Annotated in this window: 14 protein-coding genes; 8 read left to right on the top strand and 6 right to left on the bottom strand. The window is 74.0% G+C overall.

The genetic code is table 11. From position 1 onward, the window contains the following. Positions 1-65 precede the first annotated feature (65 nt). A complete protein-coding gene (locus tag NQU55_RS25155; RefSeq protein WP_256791178.1) occupies positions 66-3,422 on the bottom strand; it encodes a S41 family peptidase in 3,357 nt (1,118 codons plus the stop codon). Between the two features lie 210 nt (positions 3,423-3,632). On the opposite strand from NQU55_RS25155, the gene NQU55_RS25160 reads away from it, so the two are divergent. From NQU55_RS25160 to NQU55_RS25170, 3 genes are all read left to right on the top strand, one after another. Next, positions 3,633-4,232 (top strand): TetR/AcrR family transcriptional regulator, encoded by a 600-nt coding sequence (locus NQU55_RS25160; protein ID WP_372504804.1) that lies wholly within the window; start codon positions 3,633-3,635, stop codon positions 4,230-4,232. Positions 4,233-4,343: 111 nt separating this feature from the next. Continuing rightward, positions 4,344-6,563 carry an MMPL family transporter gene (locus tag NQU55_RS25165; protein WP_256791179.1) on the top strand — a complete coding sequence of 740 codons (2,220 nt, stop codon included), beginning with the start codon at positions 4,344-4,346 and terminating at the stop codon, positions 6,561-6,563. A 530-nt stretch (positions 6,564-7,093) separates the two neighbouring features. Next, complete coding sequence (locus tag NQU55_RS25170; RefSeq protein WP_168096672.1) at positions 7,094-8,290, top strand: MarP family serine protease; 1,197 nt, start codon at positions 7,094-7,096, stop codon at positions 8,288-8,290. 18 nt (positions 8,291-8,308) lie between these two features. On the opposite strand, the gene NQU55_RS25175 is transcribed toward NQU55_RS25170, so the two are convergent. Both NQU55_RS25175 and NQU55_RS25180 read right to left on the bottom strand, forming a co-directional pair. Then, positions 8,309-9,148: an HNH endonuclease family protein gene (locus tag NQU55_RS25175; protein ID WP_256791180.1), complete on the bottom strand. Its 840-nt coding sequence runs from the start codon at positions 9,146-9,148 to the stop codon at positions 8,309-8,311. Between the two features lie 208 nt (positions 9,149-9,356). Continuing rightward, the gene (locus tag NQU55_RS25180) at positions 9,357-11,405 is read right to left on the bottom strand and encodes an MDR family MFS transporter (RefSeq protein ID WP_206330094.1); all 2,049 of its coding nucleotides are present in this window, start codon (positions 11,403-11,405) and stop codon (positions 9,357-9,359) included. A 207-nt stretch (positions 11,406-11,612) separates the two neighbouring features. Here NQU55_RS25180 and NQU55_RS25185 point away from each other — a divergent pair, with 207 nt between their 5' ends. From NQU55_RS25185 to NQU55_RS25205, 5 genes are all read left to right on the top strand, one after another. Further along, the gene (locus tag NQU55_RS25185) at positions 11,613-12,779 is read left to right on the top strand and encodes an energy-coupling factor ABC transporter permease (RefSeq protein WP_168096292.1); all 1,167 of its coding nucleotides are present in this window, start codon (positions 11,613-11,615) and stop codon (positions 12,777-12,779) included. 2 nt (positions 12,780-12,781) lie between these two features. After that, positions 12,782-13,573, top strand: coding sequence for a cobalt ECF transporter T component CbiQ (gene cbiQ / locus NQU55_RS25190; RefSeq protein ID WP_256791181.1), 792 nt, complete (start codon positions 12,782-12,784; stop codon positions 13,571-13,573). A gap of 69 nt (positions 13,574-13,642) precedes the next feature. After that, complete coding sequence (locus tag NQU55_RS25195) at positions 13,643-14,440, top strand: energy-coupling factor ABC transporter ATP-binding protein (RefSeq protein WP_168096640.1); 798 nt, start codon at positions 13,643-13,645, stop codon at positions 14,438-14,440. Between the two features lie 101 nt (positions 14,441-14,541). Continuing rightward, a complete protein-coding gene (locus tag NQU55_RS25200; protein ID WP_168096639.1) occupies positions 14,542-15,723 on the top strand; it encodes a serine hydrolase domain-containing protein in 1,182 nt (393 codons plus the stop codon). 242 nt (positions 15,724-15,965) lie between these two features. Beyond that, a complete protein-coding gene (locus tag NQU55_RS25205) occupies positions 15,966-16,769 on the top strand; it encodes an SDR family NAD(P)-dependent oxidoreductase (RefSeq protein ID WP_168093487.1) in 804 nt (267 codons plus the stop codon). A gap of 60 nt (positions 16,770-16,829) precedes the next feature. Here NQU55_RS25205 and NQU55_RS25210 read toward each other — a convergent pair whose 3' ends face one another. The 3 genes from NQU55_RS25210 to NQU55_RS25220 form a co-directional block, all read right to left on the bottom strand. Beyond that, complete coding sequence (locus NQU55_RS25210) at positions 16,830-17,681, bottom strand: EamA family transporter (RefSeq protein WP_168093486.1); 852 nt, start codon at positions 17,679-17,681, stop codon at positions 16,830-16,832. Positions 17,682-17,730: 49 nt separating this feature from the next. Continuing rightward, positions 17,731-19,113 carry an acyltransferase family protein gene (locus tag NQU55_RS25215; RefSeq protein ID WP_168093485.1) on the bottom strand — a complete coding sequence of 461 codons (1,383 nt, stop codon included), beginning with the start codon at positions 19,111-19,113 and terminating at the stop codon, positions 17,731-17,733. Between the two features lie 288 nt (positions 19,114-19,401). After that, positions 19,402-21,042: a penicillin-binding transpeptidase domain-containing protein gene (locus NQU55_RS25220; RefSeq protein ID WP_168093484.1), complete on the bottom strand. Its 1,641-nt coding sequence runs from the start codon at positions 21,040-21,042 to the stop codon at positions 19,402-19,404. Positions 21,043-21,185: the final 143 nt, after the last annotated feature.

Consider the following 21,185-nt stretch of genomic DNA (forward strand, 5'->3'; position numbering starts at 1 on the left):
CCGCGTAAGGGGCGCATCTCCTGGAGATGCGCCCCTTACGCCATGCCCGCCCGGCTCGGCAACGCTCAGCTCCGCGGCGGCAGCTTCGGCCGGCGCAGGTCCGGCACCCCCGAATAGTCCGGCGGCTGTGTCGCGCCGTGCCGCTCCAGCAGGTCGAGCGCGATCTGCACCGCGTCGTCCAGCTGCCGGTGCCGGCCCTCGGCCCAGTCGAGCGGGGTGCGGTCGATCTCGACGTCGGGGTCGACGCCGCGGTTCTCCACCGTCCAGCCGTACTCGTCGAACCACGCCGCGTTCATCGGCACCGTGATCGAGGTGCCGTCCCCGAGCCGGTGCCGGCCGGTCATCCCGACGACCCCGCCCCAGGTGCGCAGGCCCACCACCGGGCCGATGCCCTGCAGCTTGAACGCCGCGGTGATCATGTCGCCGTCGGAGGAGGTCATCTCGTCGGCGATGGCGACGACCGGGCCGCGCGGGGCGTTGCTCGCGTACGACACGGGCTGGGCGTCGCGCGTGAGGTCCCAGCCGATGATGGTGCGGGTGAGCTTCTCCACGACGAGCTCGCTGATGTTGCCGCCCGCGTTGCCGCGGACGTCCACGATCAGGGCCGGGCGCGACATCTCCATCCGCAGGTCGCGGTTGAACTGCGCCCAGCCCGAGCCGCCCATGTCGGGGATGTGCAGGTAGCCGCACTTGCCGTCGCTCAGCTCGCGGACGACGGCGCGGCGCTTGGCCACCCAGTCCTGGTAGCGCAGCGGGCGCTCGTCGACCAGCGGGACGACGGCGACGCGGCGCGCGTGACCCTCGCTCCCGGCCGTCCGGAAGGTCAGCTCGACGGTCGTGCCGCCGGCGGCGGCGAGCAGCGGGTACGGGCCGGCGACCGGGTCGACCGGGCGGCCGTCGACGTGCGTGAGCGCCGCGCCCTCGCGGATGCCCGAACCGGCCAGCGGGGAGCGGGCCTTGGAGTCGGAGGAGTCGCCGGGCAGGATCCGCCGGACCGTCCAGGTGCCGTCCTTCTGCCGCGTGAGGTTCGCGCCGAGCAGGCCGATGGCGCGCTGGTAGTGCGGCGGGCCCTCGTTGCGGCGGGCCGGGACGACGTAGGCGTGCGAGGTGCCCAGCTCGCCGAGGACCTCGCGCAGCAGGTCGGCGAAGTCGTCGGGGGTGGCGACCCGGTCGACCAGGGGCCGGTACTGGCCGAGCACCGCGTCCCAGTCGATGCCGCACATCCCCGGCTCCCAGAAGTACGCGCGGACGATCCGGCCCGCCTCCTCGTACGCCTGCCGCCACTCGGCGCCGGGGTCCACGTCGTGCAGGATGCGCCGCATGTCGATGAAGACCGTCGACTCGGGGTCGGGGGTGTCCGTGGCGGGGACGGCCCGCAGGTCACCCTCGTCGTGGACGACCAGCCGGCTGCCGTCGCCGCTGACCGCGAACCAGTCCAGGGAGCTGGTGAGTTCGCTGCGCTTGGCCTTGGTCAGGTCGAAGTGCTCGAGGGTGGGGCGGCCGGAGGTGTCCGCGGGGTTGGCGAAGGTCTCGCCGAGCGCGCCGGAGATCGGCCAGCGCAGCCACACCAGGCCGCCGCCGCTGACCGGGCGCAGCGCCGAGTACTTCGAGGCGGCCACCGGGAACGGCGTCACCCGGCTCTCCAGCCCCTCCACCTCCACCAGCGTCGGCCCGCCGGGCCCGGTGTCCTCCTGGTCGAGCCCGCCGCCCGCGGGCCGGCCCTCGGCCGACAGCGCGAACGGCGAGGGCGTCGCCGAGGACAGCGGTACGAGGTAGGGGCGGCAGCCCAGCGGGAAGGACAGGTCGCCGGTGTGCACGTCGTAGACCGGGTCGAAGCCGCGCCACGACAGGAAGGCGAGGTAGCGGCCGTCGCGGGTGAAGACCGGCTGCTCGTCCTCGAAGCGGCCGTTGGTGACGTCCACGACCGTCCGGTCCTTGAGCCGCGCGATCTTGATCTGGCGCAGGGAGCGGCCGATGCCGGGGTGGGACCAGGCCAGCCACTCCGAGTCGGGGGAGAAGGCGAGGTCGCGCACGGGCCCGTTGTCCGAGCGGATCAGCTCGCTGACCTCGCCCTCGCCGGTACCGGTGCCCTCGCCGGCACCGGTGTCCGCACCCGCATCCGCACCCGCATCCGCACTCGCATCCGTGTCCTCGCCCGCTCCCGTCTCCTCGGCCGAGGTGTTCACGAGCAGCAGCCTGCCGTCGTGCGTGGCCAGCGCCAGCCGCTCGCCGTCGGGGGAGGCCAGCGTCTCGTGCACCCGCCCGATCCGGCCCGCGCCCAGGCGGCGGGGCTCGGCGGGCCCGGCGGCGCGCGGCAGCTGGGCGATCTCGATCGCGTCCTCGCCCTCCGCGTCCGTCACATAGGCCACCCGCCCGGAGGCGCCCAGCATCTCCGGCAGCCGCACCCGGACGCCCGGGGTGTCGGCGATGGTGCGGGCGGGGCCGTCGCGGTGGGTGAGCCAGTAGAGGCTGCCGCGCACCTGGACGGCGCTCGCCCGGCCCGTCGTGTCCACGGTGACGCCGTCGACGTTGGAGGCGGCCTGCACCTGGTACGGACGGCGCCCTGCCCGCGGCCCGCCCAGCGTCACCTCCAGGCGGCGCGGCCTGCCGTCCGGGCCGAGATCGTCCACCAGCCACAGCTCGCCCGCGCACTGGTAGACCACGCGCTCGCCGTCGGTCGAGGCGTGCCGGGCGTAGAAGTCGTCGTGGTCGGTGTGGCGGCGCAGCTGCGAGCCGTCGGGCAGGCAGGAGTAGAGGTTGCCGACGCCCTCGTGGTCGGAGAGGAAGACGATGCGCCCGCCGGCGAACATCACCGAGTCGAGGTGGCCGCCGATGTCCGGCACCAGCCGGGTGCCGTGCAGCCACATCCGGCCCATGGCCCCGCCGCGGTAGCGCTTCCAGGCTGCGGGCTCGTGCGGGGGCTTGCCGGTCAGCAGCAGCGTGCGGTGCTCGCCCTCCACTTCGCCGATCGCGATGTCGGAGACCGGGCCCCAGGGCAGCCGCAGGCCCGGGCTGCCGTCGGTCGGCACCCGGTAGGCCCACGAGAAGTACGAGAAGGGCTGGCCGTGCGAGGAGACGGCGAGGACGTCGTAGCCGCCGTTGCGGTCCGAGGGGGCCCAGCCGCAGACGCGGGTGTCCGTGCTGCCCCAGTAGGTGAGCCGGCGGGCGGGGCCGCCGTCGACGGGGGCCAGATGGATCTCGGGGTCGAGGCTGCGCCAGTTCGTATAGGCGATGTGGCGGCCGTCGGGGGAGAAACGGGGGTGGCCGACGCGGGTGCGGTCGACGGTCAGCCGCCAGGCCCGGCCGGACGGGGCCGGGGATCCGGCCGCGGGCTCCAGGGGGGCCAGCCACAGGTCGTCCTCCGCGGTGAAGCAGAGGAGGCCGCCGTGGAGATGAGGAAATCTCAGGTAAGAATCACTCACTCCACCATCGTTTCGGCCCCCGGGAGGCGCGGCAACTCGGTCGGCCGGGTCCGCGCCGTGACCGGCGGCGTCGTGACCGGCCGCGACGGGGGACACCCGCCGTGACGGAGAACACCATCGAAACGGCGTCGTTTCGCTGCGCCCCCGCGTACGCTCGTGGTGTACGAAACCGTTTCGTACGTGATGTGTTCCCGTGCGGAGGAGGCGGACGTGTCCACGGAATCACCCAAGCCGGCGGCGCGCCGCACCCGGCTCACGCCCGAGCGCGAGGCCGAGCTCTACGAGGCGGTCCTCGCGATCCTCCGCGAGGTCGGCTACGACGCCCTGACCATGGATGCCGTCGCCACCCGCACGCACGCCAGCAAGGCCACCCTCTACCGCCAGTGGAAGGGCAAGCCGGAGCTGGTCGCCGGGGCACTGCGCCACAAGAAGCCGATCAAGCTGGAAGAGATCGACACCGGCACGCTGCGCGGTGATCTCCAAGCGATGGTGTGCGAGGCCGACGATGAGCAGATGGAGCAGGACGCCGCCCTTATGCGCGGCCTGGGGCACGCGATCCACGCGAACCCCGATCTGCACCGGGCACTGCGCGAGCTGCTGATCGAGCCGGAGACCAGGGGTCTCCGGGCGATGCTGCAGCGCGCGGTCGAGCGGGGCGAGGTGGCCGCGGACAACCCCGCGCTCGAATTCGTCGCCCACATGATGCTCGGCGCGTTCCTCAGCCGCCCGCTGTTCGAGGACCGGCCCGCGGACGCCGCGTACCTGGTCCGCTACATCGACGCCGTGGTCCTCCCCGCTCTCGGCCGCTGACCCCCCACTTCCCCACCTCCCCCCACCGCCCACCTGACGCGCCGCTCTCGTCGTCGGGCTGGTTCCCCATGCCCTTGTTCATCCACTGAATCGACGGGAGCACCACTTCTCGTGGCCACGTTCCTCTACAGACTCGGCCGGACCGCCTTCCGGCGGCGCTGGTACTTCGCCCTGATATGGGTGGCGCTGCTGGTCCTCGCCGGTTTCGGCGCCGCCACGGCGTCCAAGTCCACCAACAACGACTTCTCCATACCCGGCACCGAGGCGCAGCGCGCCTTCGACCTGCTGGAGAAGCGCTTCCCGGGCAACAACGAGCAGAACGCCTCCGCCCGCATCGTCTTCAAGGCCCCCGAGGGCCAGAAGCTCACCGACGCCAAGAACAAGGCGGCCGTCGAGAAGGTCATCGGCGAGCTCAAGCGCAGCCCGCAGGTCGCCCAGGCCGCCGACCCGTTCACCGGCCAGACGGTCAACCAGGCCGGCACCACCGGCTACGCCTCCGCCGCGTACAAGGTCAAGGCCGACGAGCTGACCGAGGACTCGCGCACCAACCTCAAGGACGCCCAGCAGCACGGCCGCGACGCCGGGCTGACCGTCGAGGTTGGCGGCAGCGTCCTGCAGCAGATGCCCGAGGGCGGCTCCGAGGCCATCGGCATCGCCGTCTCCGCGGTCGTCCTGCTGATCACCTTCGGCTCGCTGGTCGCCGCCGGGCTGCCGCTCCTGACGGCCATCATCGGCGTGGGCATCGGCGTCTCCTCCATCGCGGCCCTCGCCCCGCTGCTGGACCTCTCCAGCAACACCTCCACGCTCGCCATGATGATCGGCCTCGCGGTCGGCATCGACTACGCGCTGTTCATCGTCTCCCGCTACCGCGCGGAGCTGGCCGAAGGCCGTGAGCGCGAGGAGGCCGCGGGCCGGGCCGTCGGCACGGCCGGATCCGCGGTCGTCTTCGCGGGCCTGACGGTCGTCATCGCTCTCGCGGGCCTCATGGTCGTCAACATCCCCATGCTGACGAAGATGGGCATGGCCGCGGCGGGCACGGTCACCATCGCGGTGCTGATCGCGCTCTCGCTCATCCCCGCGATGCTCGGCTTCGCCGGCAAGCAGGTGCTCGCCCGCAAGGTCCGCAAGGCCGGTCCGGACGCCGCCGCAGGCGACGAGAAGCCGAACATGGGCACCCGCTGGGCCCGCTTCGTCCTGCGCAAGCCGGTGCTCGTGCTCGTGGCCGGCGTGCTGGGCCTGGGCGCCATCGCCGTGCCCGCGGCCTCGCTGGAGCTGGGCCTCCCGGACGACGGGGCGGCCTCCAAGAGCAGCACGCAGCGCAAGGCGTACGACCTGCTGTCGGAGGGCTTCGGCCCGGGCTTCAACGGCCCGCTCATGGTCATCACGGACGTGGCGGACGCCAAGGACCGCAAGGGTGCCGCGCAGAAGGTCGGCGACACCCTCAAGGGCCTGGACAACGTCGCGACGGTGACCCCGGCCGCCTTCAACCCGGCCGGTGACACGGCCATCCTCACCGTCGTGCCCAAGTCCAAGCCGACCAGCAAGGACACCGAGGAACTCGTCCACGCGATCCGCGGCAAGGGCGACTCCCTCAAGGCCGACACCGGCGCCGAGGTGCTCGTCACCGGCGCCACGGCCATGAACATCGACGTCTCGCAGAAGCTCAACGACGCCCTGCTGCCCTACCTGGCGCTGGTCGTCGGCCTGGCCTTCCTGCTCCTGATGGTCGTCTTCCGCTCGGTGCTCGTGCCGCTGAAGGCCGCGCTCGGCTTCCTGCTGTCGGTGATCGCCGCGCTGGGCGCCGTCGTGGCGGTCTTCCAGTGGGGCTGGCTCGGCTCGCTCTTCGGGGTCGAGGAGACCGGCCCGATCATGTCGATGATGCCGATCTTCATGGTGGGCGTCGTCTTCGGCCTCGCCATGGACTACGAGGTCTTCCTCGTGACGCGGATGCGCGAGGCGTTCGTCCACGGCGAGCGGCCCGGGCAGGCCGTCGTGACCGGCTTCAAGCACGGGGCGCGCGTGGTGACGGCCGCGGCCGTCATCATGATCAGCGTCTTCGCCGGCTTCATCGGCTCGTCCGAGCAGATGATCAAGATGATCGGCTTCGGCCTGGCCATCGCGGTCTTCTTCGACGCGTTCGTGGTCCGCATGGCGATCGTGCCGGCGGTGCTGGCCCTGCTCGGGAAGTCGGCCTGGTGGCTCCCGGGGTGGCTCGCGAAGATCCTCCCGAATGTGGACGTCGAGGGCGAGGGCCTTCAGAAGCGGCTCGCGACGCCGGCGGCCCCGAAGTCGCCGGAGGCGGACGAGGACCGCGAACTGGTCAAGGCCTGACCTCCCCTTTCACGCCCGCGGCCCGGCGGCGCCGACCCTCGCACAGGTGGGGGAGGCGCGGCCGGGCCGCGGCGGTTTCGGCTGGGCGCCGCGGCAAGCGGCAGCCCGGCGGTGCCTTCCCCACGGATGTGGGATCCGGCACCGCCGGGCTGCGCCGTTTCGGCTGAGCGCCGCGGCGGCGGGAGGGGAGCCCCGGTCCCGCCCTTTCACCGTTTCCCGGGGGAGAGCCCCCGGCCCCCCCGGAGGGTTCCCGGGCCCGGGGCGGAGCCCCGTCGCCCGCCCGCGGCGGGGAGGGCCCCTGGGGGCCGGGGCCTTTCACCCGCCGCGGCGGCGAGCGGCCACCGTCGACGAGCCCGGCGGTGCCGAGCGCACCCGCTCCGTCCGCGCGCGCCCCGCAACGCAACGTGGCGTACGCCATGAATTCGCCCGGATTGGGAACCGCCACCCGCCGGACCCGCGTTTTCCCCAGTCCACGGGCCAACGAACCCGTGGGCGCGTTCGGGGGCGCGCGCGAAGGAAAGGGCTCCGCGTTGAACCTGCTCGATCTGCTGCTGTTGCTCGTCGTCCTCGGCTACGCCGTCTCCGGCTTCCGCCGCGGCCTCGTGGCCAGTGTCGTGCTGCTCGCCGGCTTCCTCGGCGGAGCCGTCATCGGCGTGTGGGCGCTGCCGTTCGCCCTGGAGCCCTTCGAAGCGGGGACCGCCACCGCCGCGGTCGTCGCGGTCCTGGTCGTCCTCGTCCCGGCCGCGATCGGCCACGCCCTGGCCGCCCGCCTCGCCTACGGCCTGCGCCGCCGCCTGACGTGGGCCCCGGTCCGCGGCATCGACGGCGTCGGCGGCGCCGCCGTGAACTCCCTGGCCGTGCTGCTGGTCGGCTGGGTCGTGGCGAGCGTGTTCGTCTCGGCGAACTCGCCGCTGCTGACCCGGCAGATCAGGGAGTCGACGCTGCTGGGCGCCGTCCAGAAGGCGATGCCGGAGCAGGCGCCGACCTGGTTCAGCCGCACCACGGACGCCCTGAACGGCGCGGGCTTCCCGCAGGTCTTCAACCCCTTCGAGAACGAGCCGGCCACGAGCGTGCCGAAGCCCTCGGGCGACGCCGTCACCCCCGCCGCGACGAAGGCGTCCAGGGAGAGCGTGGTCAAGGTCGAGGGCGTCGCGGACACGGGCGAGGGCCGCCGCGGCCAGGAGGGCAGCGGCTTCGTCTACGCCGCGCAGCACGTGATGACGAACGCCCACGTCGTGGCCGGGGTGGACAACCCCACCGTGCGGGTCGGCGGCGTCGGCAAGGCGTACCGGGCGAAGGTCGTCCTCTTCGACCCGAGGACGGACGTCGCCGTCCTGGACGTGCCGGGCCTGAGGGCGCCGGTGCTGCCGTTCGACAAGTCCGCGAAGCGCGGCGACGCGGCGGTCGTCGCGGGCTTCCCGCAGAACGGCGGCCTCGACATCCGCGCGGCCACGGTCGCCAACGAGCTCCGCGCCAAGGGCCAGGACATCTACGGCGACGGCGTCACCACGCGCACGGTCTACTCGGTCCGTTCCACGATCCGCCCGGGCAACTCCGGCGGCCCGCTGCTGACGCCCTCCGGCCGGGTCTACGGCGTGGTCTTCGCCCGCTCCACGGCGGACGCGGAGACGGGCTACGTCCTGACGGCGGCCCAGGTCGCGAAGGCCGCCGAGCGCGCGGCGACGGCGACGGCCCCGGTGACCACGGGGAGCCGGGCGGCGCTGTAGCGCCGCCCGGGCCCCGGGTCACTTCTTGCAGCCGGCCAGCACCTGCCGGAGCTTGCGCTTCTCCGCCTGGGTGACGGAGAGGCCGTAGTAGTCCTTGACCCCGATCCAGGCCCGGCTGTAGAGGCACTCGTACCCCTTGGGCAGCCACTTGTCGGGGCCCTTGTCGCCCTTCTCGCGGTTGCTCCAGGTGGAGACGGCGATGAGCTGCGGGGAGGCGCTGAGGTCGTTGGCGAAGGCCCGGCGCTTGTAGTCGGGCCAGTTCCTGCCGCCGGATCCCCAGGCGACCCTGAGCGGCACGATGTGGTCGATGTCGACCCGCAGGGGATTGACCAGCGTCGTGTTGTCGTACGCGCTGTGCCACCTGCCCGAGACGACCTTGCAGCGGCCCTGTGTGGTGACGGCGATGTCCGACTGGGCCTTGAGGGCGAGCTCGCGCGTGGAGCACTTGTCGGGGCCGTGCAGGACCCAGCAGCTGCTGCCGCCGAACTTCTTCCGCTCGAAGCCCTTGCTGTCGAACGCGCGGACCTTCAGCTCGCCGAGCTCGCGCTTCGCGTCGTCCAGGTCGGGGATGTTCTTGGGCCACTTCGCGGGCGCCCAGGGGGCGGCGGCGCGGCGGGGGAGGTCCGAGTGGTCGGAGCCGGAGTTGTTGAGATCGTCGGAGCTGATCCGGTCCTCCGCGGGACCTTCGCAGTCGATCTCGTCGAAGTTCCGCGGGACACGGTGCTGTCCGGCGTGTTGCTGCGCCGGCTGCGGAGCGGGCGGCGGGGGCGTGGCCCGGGCGGCGGTCCCGGGGAGGGCCGCCGGGACGACGGCGGCGGCGATGGCGAAGGCGATTCCCAGGCGTCTGTACCGGCGCATGACGCATCTCCTCAGGCTGTGCAGTGCTGTGTGCGGTGCTGTGCTGCGGATGCCGATGTGGCCATCATGAGGAATTGACCAAATGCGGGTCAAATGTGCGTATATTCTGACTAATTCACCCGCGAGGGGAGGGAACCGCTCGTTCTTCGCGGTCGCCGCCCCGTGCGTCCGCCCGTGCGTCCGCCCGTGCGTCCGCGCACCCCGCGGCCTACACGGCGATCCGCTCCAGCCCCTCCTCGTCCGCGGCCTCCGCCTCCTCCAGCAGCCGCTCCGCCACCGCGTCCAGGGCCCGGTCGAGGCGGGCGCGGTCCTCGGGCCCGCCGGCGTCCCAGTCGTCCAGGCGCGCGGCCAGCCACGCGCGCCACGTCGTGCCCAGCCGTTCGATCTCCGCCTCGCCCGCGGGCGTCAGCGAGAGCCTGTCGCCCTCCACGCGCGCGTACCCGGCTTCCGCCGTGCGGGCGAAGGCCGGCTTCAGCACCTCCGGCGGCATGCGGTGCGCGGCCGCCACCGACGACAGCGCCGCCTCGCCGCGCACGCGCAGGCGCCAGTGGATCTGGCCCAGCGTCCACGCCTCGGCGGGGCCGAGCGGGCTGCCCGACTCCGCCAGGACCTGGCGGCTGACCGGCCCCTTCGCCTTGCGCATGACGCTCGCCACCGCCCGCTCCAACTGCCGCTCCGCCTCAGCGGAGTCCGGGGCCGCGAAGCCCTCGCCCATGTCGGACGCGCCGGCCCGCGCGCTGTCGCGCAGCGGCACCTCCTTGAGGAACCAGGCGGCGACGAAGCCCGCCAGCGCCACCGGTACCACCCACAGGAAGACGTAGTTCACGGTCTCCGCGTACGCGTCGACGACCGGCCGCGCCAGCTCCGCCGGCAGCGCGGCCAGCCCCTGCGGGCTGATCACGGCGGACGGCGGCACGCCGGGCGAGCGGGCCAGCGCCTCCACCAGATTGGGCTCCAGCCGGCTGCTGTAGAGCGTGCCGAAGATGGCCGTGCCGAAGGCGCTGCCGAGCGTGCGGAAGAACGTGACGCCCGAGGTGGCCGTCCCCAGCTCGTGGTACGGGACGGTGTTCTGCACGGCGATCGTCAGCACCTGCATCGCCAGCCCGATGCCCACGCCCAGCACGAACATGTACAGCGACTCCAGCCACGCCCCCGTCGACGCCCCCATCGTCGACATCAGGTACAGCCCCAGCGCCATCACCGCCATGCCCGCGACGGGGAACATCCGGTAGCGGCCGGTGCGGCTGACGACGATGCCCGAGAGCATGGACGCGCCCAGCAGCCCGGCCACCATCGGCAGGGCCCGCACGCCCGACATGGTGGCCGACACCCCGTCCACGTACTGCAGGTACGTCGGCAGGTACGTCAGCGCGCCCAGCATCGCGAAGCCGACGATGAAGCTGAGGAGGGAGCAGACGGTGAAGACGGGATTGCTGAACAGGTGCATGGGGAGCATCGGTTCCTTCGCCCGCAGCTCCACCAGGACGAAGCCCGTCAGGAGGACGATCGCGCCCGCGAACAGCCCGATGATGACCGCCGAGCTCCACGCGTACGTGTTGCCGCCCCACTCCAGGCCGAGGACCAGCGCGGAGGCGCCGGCGGCCACCAGGGCGATGCCCAGGTAGTCGATGACCGGGCGCACCGCCGAGCGGACCACCGGGATCGTGCGGGCCGCCATGACGACCATCACGATCGCGACGGGCACGTTCACGTAGAAGCACCAGCGCCAGGTCGCGTGGTCGGTGAACACGCCGCCCAGGGTCGGGCCGACGACCGTCGTCACGCCGAAGACCGCGCCCAGCGCGCCCTGGTACTTGCCGCGCTCGCGCAGCGGGATGACGTCCGCGATCAGCGCCATGGCCGTGACCATGAGACCGCCGCCGCCGAGGCCCTGCAGGGCGCGCGCGGCGATCAGCATCATCATGGAGTCGGCGACGCCAGCGAAGACCGATCCGGCGGTGAAGACGACGGCACTGAGCTGGAAGACGACCTTCCGGCCGAAGAGGTCGCCGAACTTGCCGACCAGGACGGTCGAGACGGTCTCGGCGAGCAGGTACGCCGTGACCACCCACGCCATGTGCCCGCCGCCGCCCAGGTCCGCGACGATCGTCGGCAGCGCCGTGGAGACGATCGTCTGGTCGAGGGCCGCGAGCAGCATGCCCAGCACGATCGTGACGAAGACCAGGTTCGTGCGGCGGCGGCTGAGCGGCGGCGGGGCCGCGGGGACGTCCGCCGGGGGCGCGGGGGCCGTGGTCATACTGCCCAGCATTCGGGCAGGGGGCCGGGGCCGCCACCGGGGCCGCCGCCGTTGCCGCCGCCCGGGGTGCTGCCCGGGGTGCCGCCCGGGGCGGCGCGCGGGTGAGCGAGGGGCGCGCAGAAGCACTGCACAAGCTCTTGCGAGAGGTTTGCAGTACGCCCCTATCATCGAGCGGTTCCAGCCATGGTGGTGTGAAGGAGCGACGTCATGCACGTACCCGACGGATTCATCGACGCGCCCGTCTCGGCCGCCACGGCCGTGGTCGCCGCCGGCGCCGTCGCCGTGAGCCTGCGCGGCGCCCGGCGCGAACTCGACGACAAGGCCGCGCCGCTCGCGGGGCTCGTCGCCGCGTTCGTCTTCGCCGTCCAGATGCTGAACTTCCCCGTGGCGGCGGGCACGAGCGGGCACCTGCTCGGCGGCGCGCTCGCCGCGATCCTCGTCGGGCCGTACACGGGCGTGCTCTGCATATCCGTCGTCCTGCTCATGCAGGGCGTCCTCTTCGCCGACGGCGGGCTGACCGCGCTCGGCGTCAACGTCAGCGTCATGGGCGTGGTCACGACCGTCGTGGCGTACGCGGTGTTCCGTGCCCTGGTGAAGCTGCTGCCACGGGGGCGCACGAGCCTGACCGCGGCCTCCTTCGCCGCCGCCCTCGTCTCCGTCCCGGCCGCGGCCGCGGCGTTCACCCTGATCTACGCGGTCGGCGGCACGACGGACGTGCCGACCGGCAAGGTCTTCACCGCGATGGTCGGCGTCCACACCCTCATCGGCCTGGGCGAGGCCGCGATCACGGCGTTGACGGTCAGCGCGGTGGCAGCGGTCCGCCCGGACCTGGTGCACGCGGCGCGGGACGTTTTCCGTCCCCTGGAACTGCGCACGGCGCCGGCGACTTCTCCCCGCCGCGACGGCGATCAGCCCGAGCGGCGCGGCCCGGCGGTGCCGGACGGGCTTGCGGAGGGCGGGCACCGCCGGTCAGGCAGTGACGGGCCGGGCGCCGTTGCGGCGGATTCGGTGGGCGCGGCCGATGCGGAGCCGGCGGGGCCGCAGGCGCACCCCGCGCCCCGGTCCGCGCGGCGTCTGTGGGTCGCCGGTGTCGCCGTCGCGCTCGTCTGTGCCGGAGGCGTCAGCTACTACGCGTCCACCAGCCCCGACGGGCTGGAGAAGGTCGCGCACGACAAGGGCATCGACAGCAAGGCCGAGGAGCACGCCGCCAAGGATTCGCCCCTCGCCGACTACCAGGTCAAGGACGTCGCCGACGAGCGCATCTCCGGCGGGCTCGCCGGAGTGATCGGCGTCGGCGCGACCCTCGCCGCCGGCACCGCCGTCTTCGTGGTCGTGCGCCGCCGCGGCGCCGCCTCGTCCGCCGGGAGCGCCTGACGATGGGCGCCGGTCACGCGCACAAGCTCTACCGGCACGCGCATTCCCCCGTCCACGCCCTCCCCCCGCACTGCAAGATCGCCGCCGTTCTCGCGTTCGTCCTCACGGTCGTGGCGACCCCGCGCGAGGCCGTGTGGGCCTTCGGTCTCTACGCCCTGCTCGTCGCTGCCGCGGCCGCGGCGGCCCGCATCCCGGCCGGTTTCCTGCTGCGCCGCCTGCTGGTCGAGATCCCGTTCGTGGCGTTCGCGCTGCTGATGCCGTTCGTCGTGCCGGGGGAGCGGACGCACGTACTCGGGCTGTCGCTCAGCGAGCCCGGCCTGTGGGGCGCCTGGAACGTCCTGGCCAAGGGCACGCTCGGCGTGGCCGCGTCCGTTCTGCTCGCCTCGACGACGGAGCTCCGCTCGCTCCTCCTGGGCCTGCAGCGCCTGCGCATGCCCCCGCTCCTCGTCCAGATCGCCTCCTTCATGATCCGCTACGGGGACGTGGTCACCGACGAGATGCGCCGCATGCGCATCGCCCGCGAATCGCGCGGCTTCACGGCGCGCGGCGTGCGCCACTGGGGCGTCCTGGCCCGGTCCGCGGGCGCGCTGTTCATCCGCTCCTACGAGCGCGGGGAGCGGGTCCATCTGGCGATGGTCAGCCGGGGGTACGCGGGGACGATGCCGGTGCCCGACGAGGCCGCGGCGACCCGTACGCAGTGGGCGTACGCGGCGGCCCTCCCGCTGGCCGGGCTGGCGGTCTCGCTGGCGGCGTGGACGGTGACGGGCGGCCTGCCCGGGACCGCCGCCGGCTGACCCGCTCCGCACCCGCACCGCACCCCGCCCCGCCCCGGGCGCCCGCCCCGCAACCAGAAGGACCTCCCCATGACCACGGTCCCGTCCCTCGAAGTGTCCGGCCTGGCCTACGCCTACCCCGACGGCCACCAGGCCCTCTTCGGCGTCGACCTGGCGGTCGCCCGAGGCGAGCGCGTTGCGCTCCTCGGCCCGAACGGCGCCGGCAAGACCACCCTCGTCCTCCACCTCAACGGCATCCTCGGCGGGGGCCTCGGCCGCGTCAGCGTCGCCGGCCTGCCCGTCGAGAAGCGGAACCTCGCCGAGGTCCGCCGCCGTGTCGGCATCGTCTTCCAGGACCCCGACGACCAGCTGTTCATGCCGACCGTCCGCGAGGACGTCGCCTTCGGCCCGGCGGCGGCCGGCCTGCGGGGCGCCGAGCTGGCGGCGTGCGTGGAGAAGGCCCTGGCGCGCGTCGGCATGGCCGGCTTCGCGGACCGCCCGCCGCACCACCTGTCCTTCGGCCAGCGGCGGCGCGTGGCCGTGGCGACCGTCCTGGCGATGGAGCCCGAGATCCTCGTCCTGGACGAGCCCTCGTCCAACCTCGACCCGGCCTCGCGCCGCGAGCTCGCGGACGTCCTGCGCTCCCTCGACGTGACGGTGCTGATGGTCACGCACGACCTCCCGTACGCCCTGGAGCTGTGCGAGCGGTCCGTCGTCCTCAGCGAGGGCGTCATCGCGGCGGACGGCCCGACCCGCGACCTGCTGTGTGACGAGGACCTCATGCGCGCGCACCGCCTGGAGCTGCCGTTCGGCTTCGACCCGCGAACGGCACGGCCGGCGGGGCCGGTACGGCCGGAGGCGGGCGCCCGCGGCACCGCCGGAAGGTGACCGGTCCGGCCGGGTCCCTCCCACCCCGGTCTACGCGCATTGACGTACGCGTTGCACCATGGTGGAGGAATTTGCGGCAATCGGCACAGGAGCAGGCAACAGTGGTGGACGTCCAGGGCACGGTGGCGGACGGTTTCGAACCGGTCCGGGACGCCTTCGCGGAGAACTTCGCCCGGCGCGGCGAGCGGGGTGCGGCCGTCGCCGTCTACCGCGACGGGCGCAAGGTCGTCGACCTGTGGGGCGGCGCCCGGGACGCCGACGGCGGCGAGGAGCCGTGGCGGCGCGGCACCGCGCAGATCGTCCGCTCCGCCACGAAGGGCGTGGCCGCGGCGGTCCTGCTGCTCCTGCACCAGCGCGGGCAGGTGGACCTGGACGCGCCCGTCGGCACGTACTGGCCCGAGTTCAAGGCGGCCGGCAAGGAGCGGGTCCTCGTCCGGCACCTGCTGTCGCACCGCGCCGGCCTGCCCGCGCTCGACGTGCCCCTCACCCCGGCGCAGGCCGTCGACGGCGTCAGCGGCCCCGCGGCGCTGGCCGCCCAGGCCCCGGCGTGGGAGCCCGGCACGGAGCACGGCTACCACGCGCAGACGTACAGCTGGCTGCTCGGCGAGCTGGTCGAGCGCATCACCGGGCGCTCGATAGGCCGCTGGATCGCCCAGGAGGTGGCCGGGCCGCTGGGTCTGGACCTGTGGCTGGGCCTGCCGGAGTCCGAGCAGCGGGCGGGCCGGGTCGGGCGCATCGCGGACATCGAGGCGCCGGCGGCCCCGTCGTCGGCCGGCCTGCGGGTGCGCCCGAAGCAGTCCGTCACGGACGCCTACCGCGACCCGGAGTCCCTGACGCGGCGCGCCTTCGCGGCGATATCCCCGGCTGCGGACGAGAACGACCCGGCGTACCGCGCCGCCGAACTGCCCGCCTCTGCGGGCATCGCGACGGCGGACGCGCTCGCCCGCTTCTACGCGTCCCTGATCGGGGACGTGGACGGCGTGCGGCGCCTGTTCGCCCCGGCGACGCTGACGCTGGCCCGCACGGAGGAGTCGGCCGGTCCGGACCGGGTCCTGGTCGTGAACACCCGCTTCGGCCTGGGCTACATGCTCCACGGCCCGTCCTCGCCCCTCCTGGCCCCCGGCTCCTTCGGCCACCCGGGCCGCGGGGGCTCACTGGCGTTCGCGGATCCGGAATCGGCAGTGTCCTTCGGCTACGTCACCAACGGCATGCAGAAGAACATCACGGCGGACCCCCGGGCCCAGGCCCTCGTACGAGCACTCGCGAAGTCGCTCGCTTCCTGACGCCCCGGGGGCCGCGGTGCCGGGCCCGGCACCCTTCTTTCGCCGCGACGGTGATCAGCCGGGGCGGCGCAGTCCGGCGGTGCCGGGTGACCTGCGGTCGGCTGGGCACCGCCGGGTCACGTGCGCGGGCCGTCGCTGCGGCGGATCGGGGCGGGCGAGCCCCGATTCCCCTCGCGCCGGGCACGGGCCACGGCGGCCGGTCCTCTTTTCCTGCGGGCGGTGGGTGCCTACGGTATCCACCCATGCAGCCCGTGGAGCCTCCGCAACGCTTCGGCGGTTACGCCGCCCTCGTCACCGGCGCGGGCCGCGGCATCGGCGCCGCCACCGCGCACCGCCTCGCCGCCGAGGGCGCGCGCGTCCTGGTCACGGATCTCGACGGCGAGCGCGCCGCCCGTTCCGCCGCCCGCATCCGCGCGGACGGCCTCGCCGCCGAGGCGCTGGCCTGCGACGTGGGCGAACGGGCAGCCGTCGAGGCGGCGGTGGCGTACGCCGTGGAGCGGTTCGGCGGCCTGGACGTCCTGGTCAACAACGCGTACTCGTTCCACCCCGGCCCCCCGCTCGTGGAGGACGTCACCGACGACGCCTGGTCCCGGGACCTGGACATCACCCTGACCGGAGCGTTCCGTTGCGTACGGGCGGCCATGCCGCACCTGGCCGCCGCCCGGGACGGCCGCGGCGCGGTCGTCAGCATCGGCTCCGTCAACGGCGAGCAGGACTACGGCGATTTCGCCTACAGCGCCGCCAAGGCCGGCCTGGCGGGCCTGACCCGGACCCTGGCCGGCCAGTGCGCGGCCCGCGGCGTGCGCGTGAACCTGGTCGCCCCCGGCACGGTCCGCACCCACGCCTGGGACCACCGCAGCGGCGCCCTGGAGCGCGCGGCGGGCCAGTATCCGCTGGGGCGGGTCGGCGAGCCGGAGGACATCGCCGCCGCGGTCGCCTTCCTCGCCTCGCGCGACGCCGCGTGGATCACGGGCGTCACCCTCCCCGTGGACGGCGGCATCCTCATCGGCAACATCGGCCTGCAGCAAGCGTTCAGAGGGGAATGAGCGCGCCGAGAGCCCGCCACGGGCCGTGTCACCCCGCGAGCCGTGTCCTCGCGGACCGTGTCAACCCGCGTGCAGCATCATCCCGATCCCCGCCACCATCAGCCCCGCCGCGGCGATCCGCGGCGCCCCGAACCGCTCCTTGAAGAACAGCGCCCCGATCGCCGCCCCCACCAGGATCGACGATTCGCGCAGCGCCGAGATGGGCGCGAGGTCGGCGCGCGTCTGCGCCCACAGCACCAGCCCGTACGCGGCCACCGACAGCGCCCCGCCCAGCAGCCCGCGCACCGCGAACGGCCTGACCTCCGCCACGAACGAGCCCCGCCGCGCCGCCATGGCGTACAGCGGGATGGGCGCCCCCTCCAGGATCATCAGCCACGCGATGTAGCCCAGTGGCGTGCCCGAGGCGCGGACGCCCAGGCCGTCGACGACCGTGTACGCGGCGATGGCCAGCCCCGTCGCCCCGGCGGCCACGATCGCCGCCCACTGCGGCCGGGCCCCGGAGCCCCGGATGCCCCACACCGCGAGCCCGACCAGTCCGGCCGAGGCGACGGCCACGCCCGCCGCCTGCCAGCCGCCGGGCGTCTCCCCGGCGAAGGCGGCGGCCAGGACGGTCACGGCGAGCGGGGCGGTGCCGCGGGCGATCGGGTACATCTGCCCGAAGTCGCCGAGCGTGAAGGACCGCATGAGCAGCATCTGGTAGACGACGTGCAGGACGGCGGACGCCAGCAGGTACGGCCAGGCCGCCCCGTCCGGCAGCGGTACGAAGCCCGCCATCGCCAGCCCGCACACCGCCCCGCCGCCCCCGACGAGGGTGAAGGCGAGGAGCTGGTCCTTGATGCCGTGCGCGATGGCGTTCCAACTGGCGTGGGTGACGGCGGCTATGAGGACGGCCGCGGCGACCAAAGGGGTCATGTCCCCCGACGCTAGCGCTGCGTGCGGGGCGCACGCGATGTTGCGTGCCTCACGCCGCCTTCGCGGCCGTGCTCCTTCCCGCCCGCTCGACGAGCAGCCAGCCGGCGGCGCACATGACGACGGTGACGGGCGCGGTGACGCGTACGGCGACGAGGACGGCGGAGCGCCCGTCCAGCAGCCCGCCGAAGCCCACCATGGACAGCCCGAGCACGCCGAAGAGGGTGAGCGTGACCCCGAGGGCGGCGGCCGGCCCGGTGCCGCGGCGGGCGGCGGGGGCGGCAACCGATGCGGCAACCGATGCGGCAGGGGCCGCCGGAGCCGCCGGCTGCTCGGCCTTGCGGAAGACCGCGACCAGGAGCGCCGTGAGCGCCGCGGCGGCCGCGAGGCGGAGCGGCACCTGCAGCCACCAGGCCGCGCCCGCCGGTTCCGGCAGGGGCACGTGCAGGGCCAGCATCGCCCCGTAGACCCCGAGCATCGCCGTGAGGTGCCACAGGAACGCCGTCATCGCCACGCCGTTGGCGGCGATGACGGTGCGCCAGACGCGGGGCCGGGCCACGAGCCGCGTCGTCGGGCCGCGCAGCAGCTCGACCGCGCCGATCAGCCACATGCCGTGGCAGAGCAGGGCGGCGGTGGGCGGCGCCATGTTGCTGATCCTCTCGCCGGGCATGCCCACCATGGACAGCGGGTACGGGCCGAGCGCCACGAGGGCGACCGCCCCCGCGAGACCGGCCGCGGCGAGCGCCCACGGCGCGCTGAGGCGCAGGCGCCCGTCGGCGCGCAGGAAGCCGAGCTGGTGGACGGCCAGCCAGACGAAGCCGAAGTTGAGGAACTCCACGTACGGGACGCCGGCCGCGAACCGCAGCACGTCCACCGCCGCGGCCGCGGCGACCAGGGCGGCGAAGGCGGCCCAGCCGTACCGCTCGTGGAGGCGGAGGAGGGGCGGCGTGCAGGCCACCATGGCGAGGTAGATGCCGATGAACCACAGGGGCTGGGCGACGAGGCGCGCGGCGACGTCCGCGAGGGCGCCGCCGTGCCCGCTCAGCTGGAGGGCGAGCGCCCCGGCGCCCCACACGGCGACGAAGAGCATCGTGGGACGCAGGAGGCGCTGCAGGCGGGCGCGGAGGAAGAGCGCGTAGGCGGGCCCGCCTACGCGGCGCGTGAGGGAACGGTAGGAGAGCGCGTGGGAGAAGCCGCCGACGAAGAAGAACACCGGCATGATCTGCAGGACCCAGGTGAGCAGTTGCAGCTCCGGCTCGACCGCGAGCAGGTTGCCGACGGCGGCGCGGCCTTCGTCGTCCACGGTCACGGCGGCCATGAGCCAGTGCCCGAGCACGACGGTCCCGAGGGAGGCCACGCGCAACAGGTCGATGACGCGGTCGCGCGCCCCGGGCGTGGCCGCGGCGAGCTCTCGCACACTGATCTTCTGTCCCATACGGCCACCATCGGGCGCGGCCGGGCCACGGCACCACCGCCGGGGTACTCAGATCGCACCTGAGTACCCCGCACGAAGAGCCCGCCGGCCGGCACCTCGCGCGCCGGGCGCGGGAATCACCTCCGCCGCGACGGTGATCAGCCACCGTGGTGGATTCCGGCGGTGCCGTTCCGTGCCCCGGCCCGGCAGGGCACCCCCGGTCACGCAATCATCGGCCGGGCGCCGTCGCGGCGGAAGGAAGCGGAAGGAAGCGGCCCGGCACGAAGGCCCCCGCAGGGGGCCGCCGCGCTACGACGCCCGCAGGACCGCCGCCACCACCGGGCCCGCCGAGTCGCCGCCGTGCCCGCCCTGCTGGACGTACGCCGCCGCGGCCACGTCGCCGCGGTACGCGCTGAACCAGCCGTTCGGCTTGGCCTGGCCGTCGACCTCCGCCGAGCCCGTCTTCGCGCCGATGTCGCCGCCGAGCCCGGACATGGCCCGGGCGGCCGTGCCCGACGTCGCCGTCAGCCGCATCATCGAGCGCAGCTGCTCCGCGACCGGGCCGGGCAGGGCGCGCGGCGCGCGGGCGAGCTGCCGGTCGTCGAGGGACGGGTCGACGATGTAGGGCTGGTGGAAGGAGCCGGCGCGCACCGTGGCGGCCATGGAGGCCACGTTCAGCGCGGACATCTGCACCTTGCCCTGCCCGATCATCGCCGCGGCCTTGCCCGCCCCGGACTCCGCCGGCACGCTGCCGTCGAACGTGGCGAGGCCCGTCTTCCACTCCAGCCCGAGCCCGAAGACGTCCCGCGCCTCCGCCGCCAGCGCCCCGTCGCCGACCTCGCCCGCGAGCGAGATGAAGGCGGTGTTGCAGGAGGCCGCGAAGTCCTGCGCGAAGGTGGCGCCGGGGTTCTCGCTCTCCTCCACGTTGTGGAAGCGCATCCCGTAGGTGGCGTACTTCGGGCAGGGCAGCGGCTTTCCGGGCGCGGCCTTGCCCTGTTCGAGCAGCATCGCCGACGTGATGATCTTCATCGTGGAGCCGGGCGCGGTCTGGCCCATCAGCGCGGTGTTGAACTCGGTCTTCCTGGAGTTGGCGACGGCCAGGATCTCGCCCGTACTGGCCTTCACGGCGACGACGGACGCATCGGCGTGCCGCCCGACGGCGGACTCGGCCGCCCGCTGCGCACCGGCGTCGAGCGTCGTCCTGAGCGTGGCGGGCTTGCCCCGCGAGACGACGTGCAGCGTCCTGGGGGCGATCCCCGACAGGGCCGCGGCCTCCGTCCCGCCCTCCGGCACGGCCTGCACCTCCAGGCCCGGCTCGCCGCCCGCCTCCTCCCCGAACCGCTTGCGCAGCTGCGGCAGGACGGACGCGAGCGAGGGGTAGTCCTTGGCGTCCAGCTTCGTGCCGTTGCGGTCGAGGGCGTCGACCTGCGGGGCCGCGCCCGCGTCGGTCCGCAGGGTCTCGTTGCGCGCGAGCCCGGGGTGCACGACCGAGGGCTGCCAGTCGACGAGCGCCTGCCCGGTGCTCCTGCCGCGCACGACTTCGAGCGAGGAGTCGTACGTCCAGGTCGAGCGCTGCTTGCCGTGGGAGATCTCGGCGCGCACGGAGAACGGCACCTTGGCGCCCTGCGGCGTGCCCGGCTTCAGGGCCACCTTCTCCACGTGGACGGTCTCGCGGTAGCCGGTGAGCGCGGTGGTCGCCGCGGCCGTGTTGTCGGTGAGGCGGGCGGCCTTGTCGGTGTCGCCGGACTCCCAGGCGGCGAGGAAGTCGCGCGCCGTCCGCCGGATCTCGTCCGCCGTCGGCGGCCCGGTTCTCAGCGGTGCGGGTTCCCCGTGCGCACCGGTCGAGCCGTCACCCGCCACGGCGTCCACGAGGTTGTACGCGCCCATGCCGGCCGCTCCCACCACGGCCGCGGTCACGACTCCGATGGCGATCTTCGCACCCTTGTGCATGTGTCAGCCCCCTCCGAGCCCCCCGGGCCGCCGGGCCCCCCGGCCCGGGCCTCGGCCCGTTTAATCATCCGATTAAACCTCTGCGTTGGCACTGTACGGGAAGGGTGGGGCGAGAGGGGGCGAAATGGCCGGAACCAGCCCCT

It is taken from the genome of Streptomyces telluris (assembly GCF_024519335.1).
Classification (GTDB): domain Bacteria; phylum Actinomycetota; class Actinomycetes; order Streptomycetales; family Streptomycetaceae; genus Streptomyces; species Streptomyces telluris.

Excerpts from the sequence above, each read along its gene's own strand:
- cbiQ (WP_256791181.1), top strand. The coding sequence starts at position 12,782 with ATGGGCGCCGGTCACGCGCACAAGCTCTACCGGCACGCGCATTCCCCC.
- NQU55_RS25175 (WP_256791180.1), bottom strand. The coding sequence starts at position 9,148 with ATGCGCCGGTACAGACGCCTGGGAATCGCCTTCGCCATCGCCGCCGCC.
- NQU55_RS25185 (WP_168096292.1), top strand. The coding sequence starts at position 11,613 with ATGCACGTACCCGACGGATTCATCGACGCGCCCGTCTCGGCCGCCACG.
- NQU55_RS25220 (WP_168093484.1), bottom strand. The coding sequence starts at position 21,042 with ATGCACAAGGGTGCGAAGATCGCCATCGGAGTCGTGACCGCGGCCGTG.
- NQU55_RS25210 (WP_168093486.1), bottom strand. The coding sequence starts at position 17,681 with ATGACCCCTTTGGTCGCCGCGGCCGTCCTCATAGCCGCCGTCACCCAC.
- NQU55_RS25215 (WP_168093485.1), bottom strand. The coding sequence starts at position 19,113 with ATGGGACAGAAGATCAGTGTGCGAGAGCTCGCCGCGGCCACGCCCGGG.
- NQU55_RS25180 (WP_206330094.1), bottom strand. The coding sequence starts at position 11,405 with ATGACCACGGCCCCCGCGCCCCCGGCGGACGTCCCCGCGGCCCCGCCG.
- NQU55_RS25205 (WP_168093487.1), top strand. The coding sequence starts at position 15,966 with ATGCAGCCCGTGGAGCCTCCGCAACGCTTCGGCGGTTACGCCGCCCTC.
- NQU55_RS25195 (WP_168096640.1), top strand. The coding sequence starts at position 13,643 with ATGACCACGGTCCCGTCCCTCGAAGTGTCCGGCCTGGCCTACGCCTAC.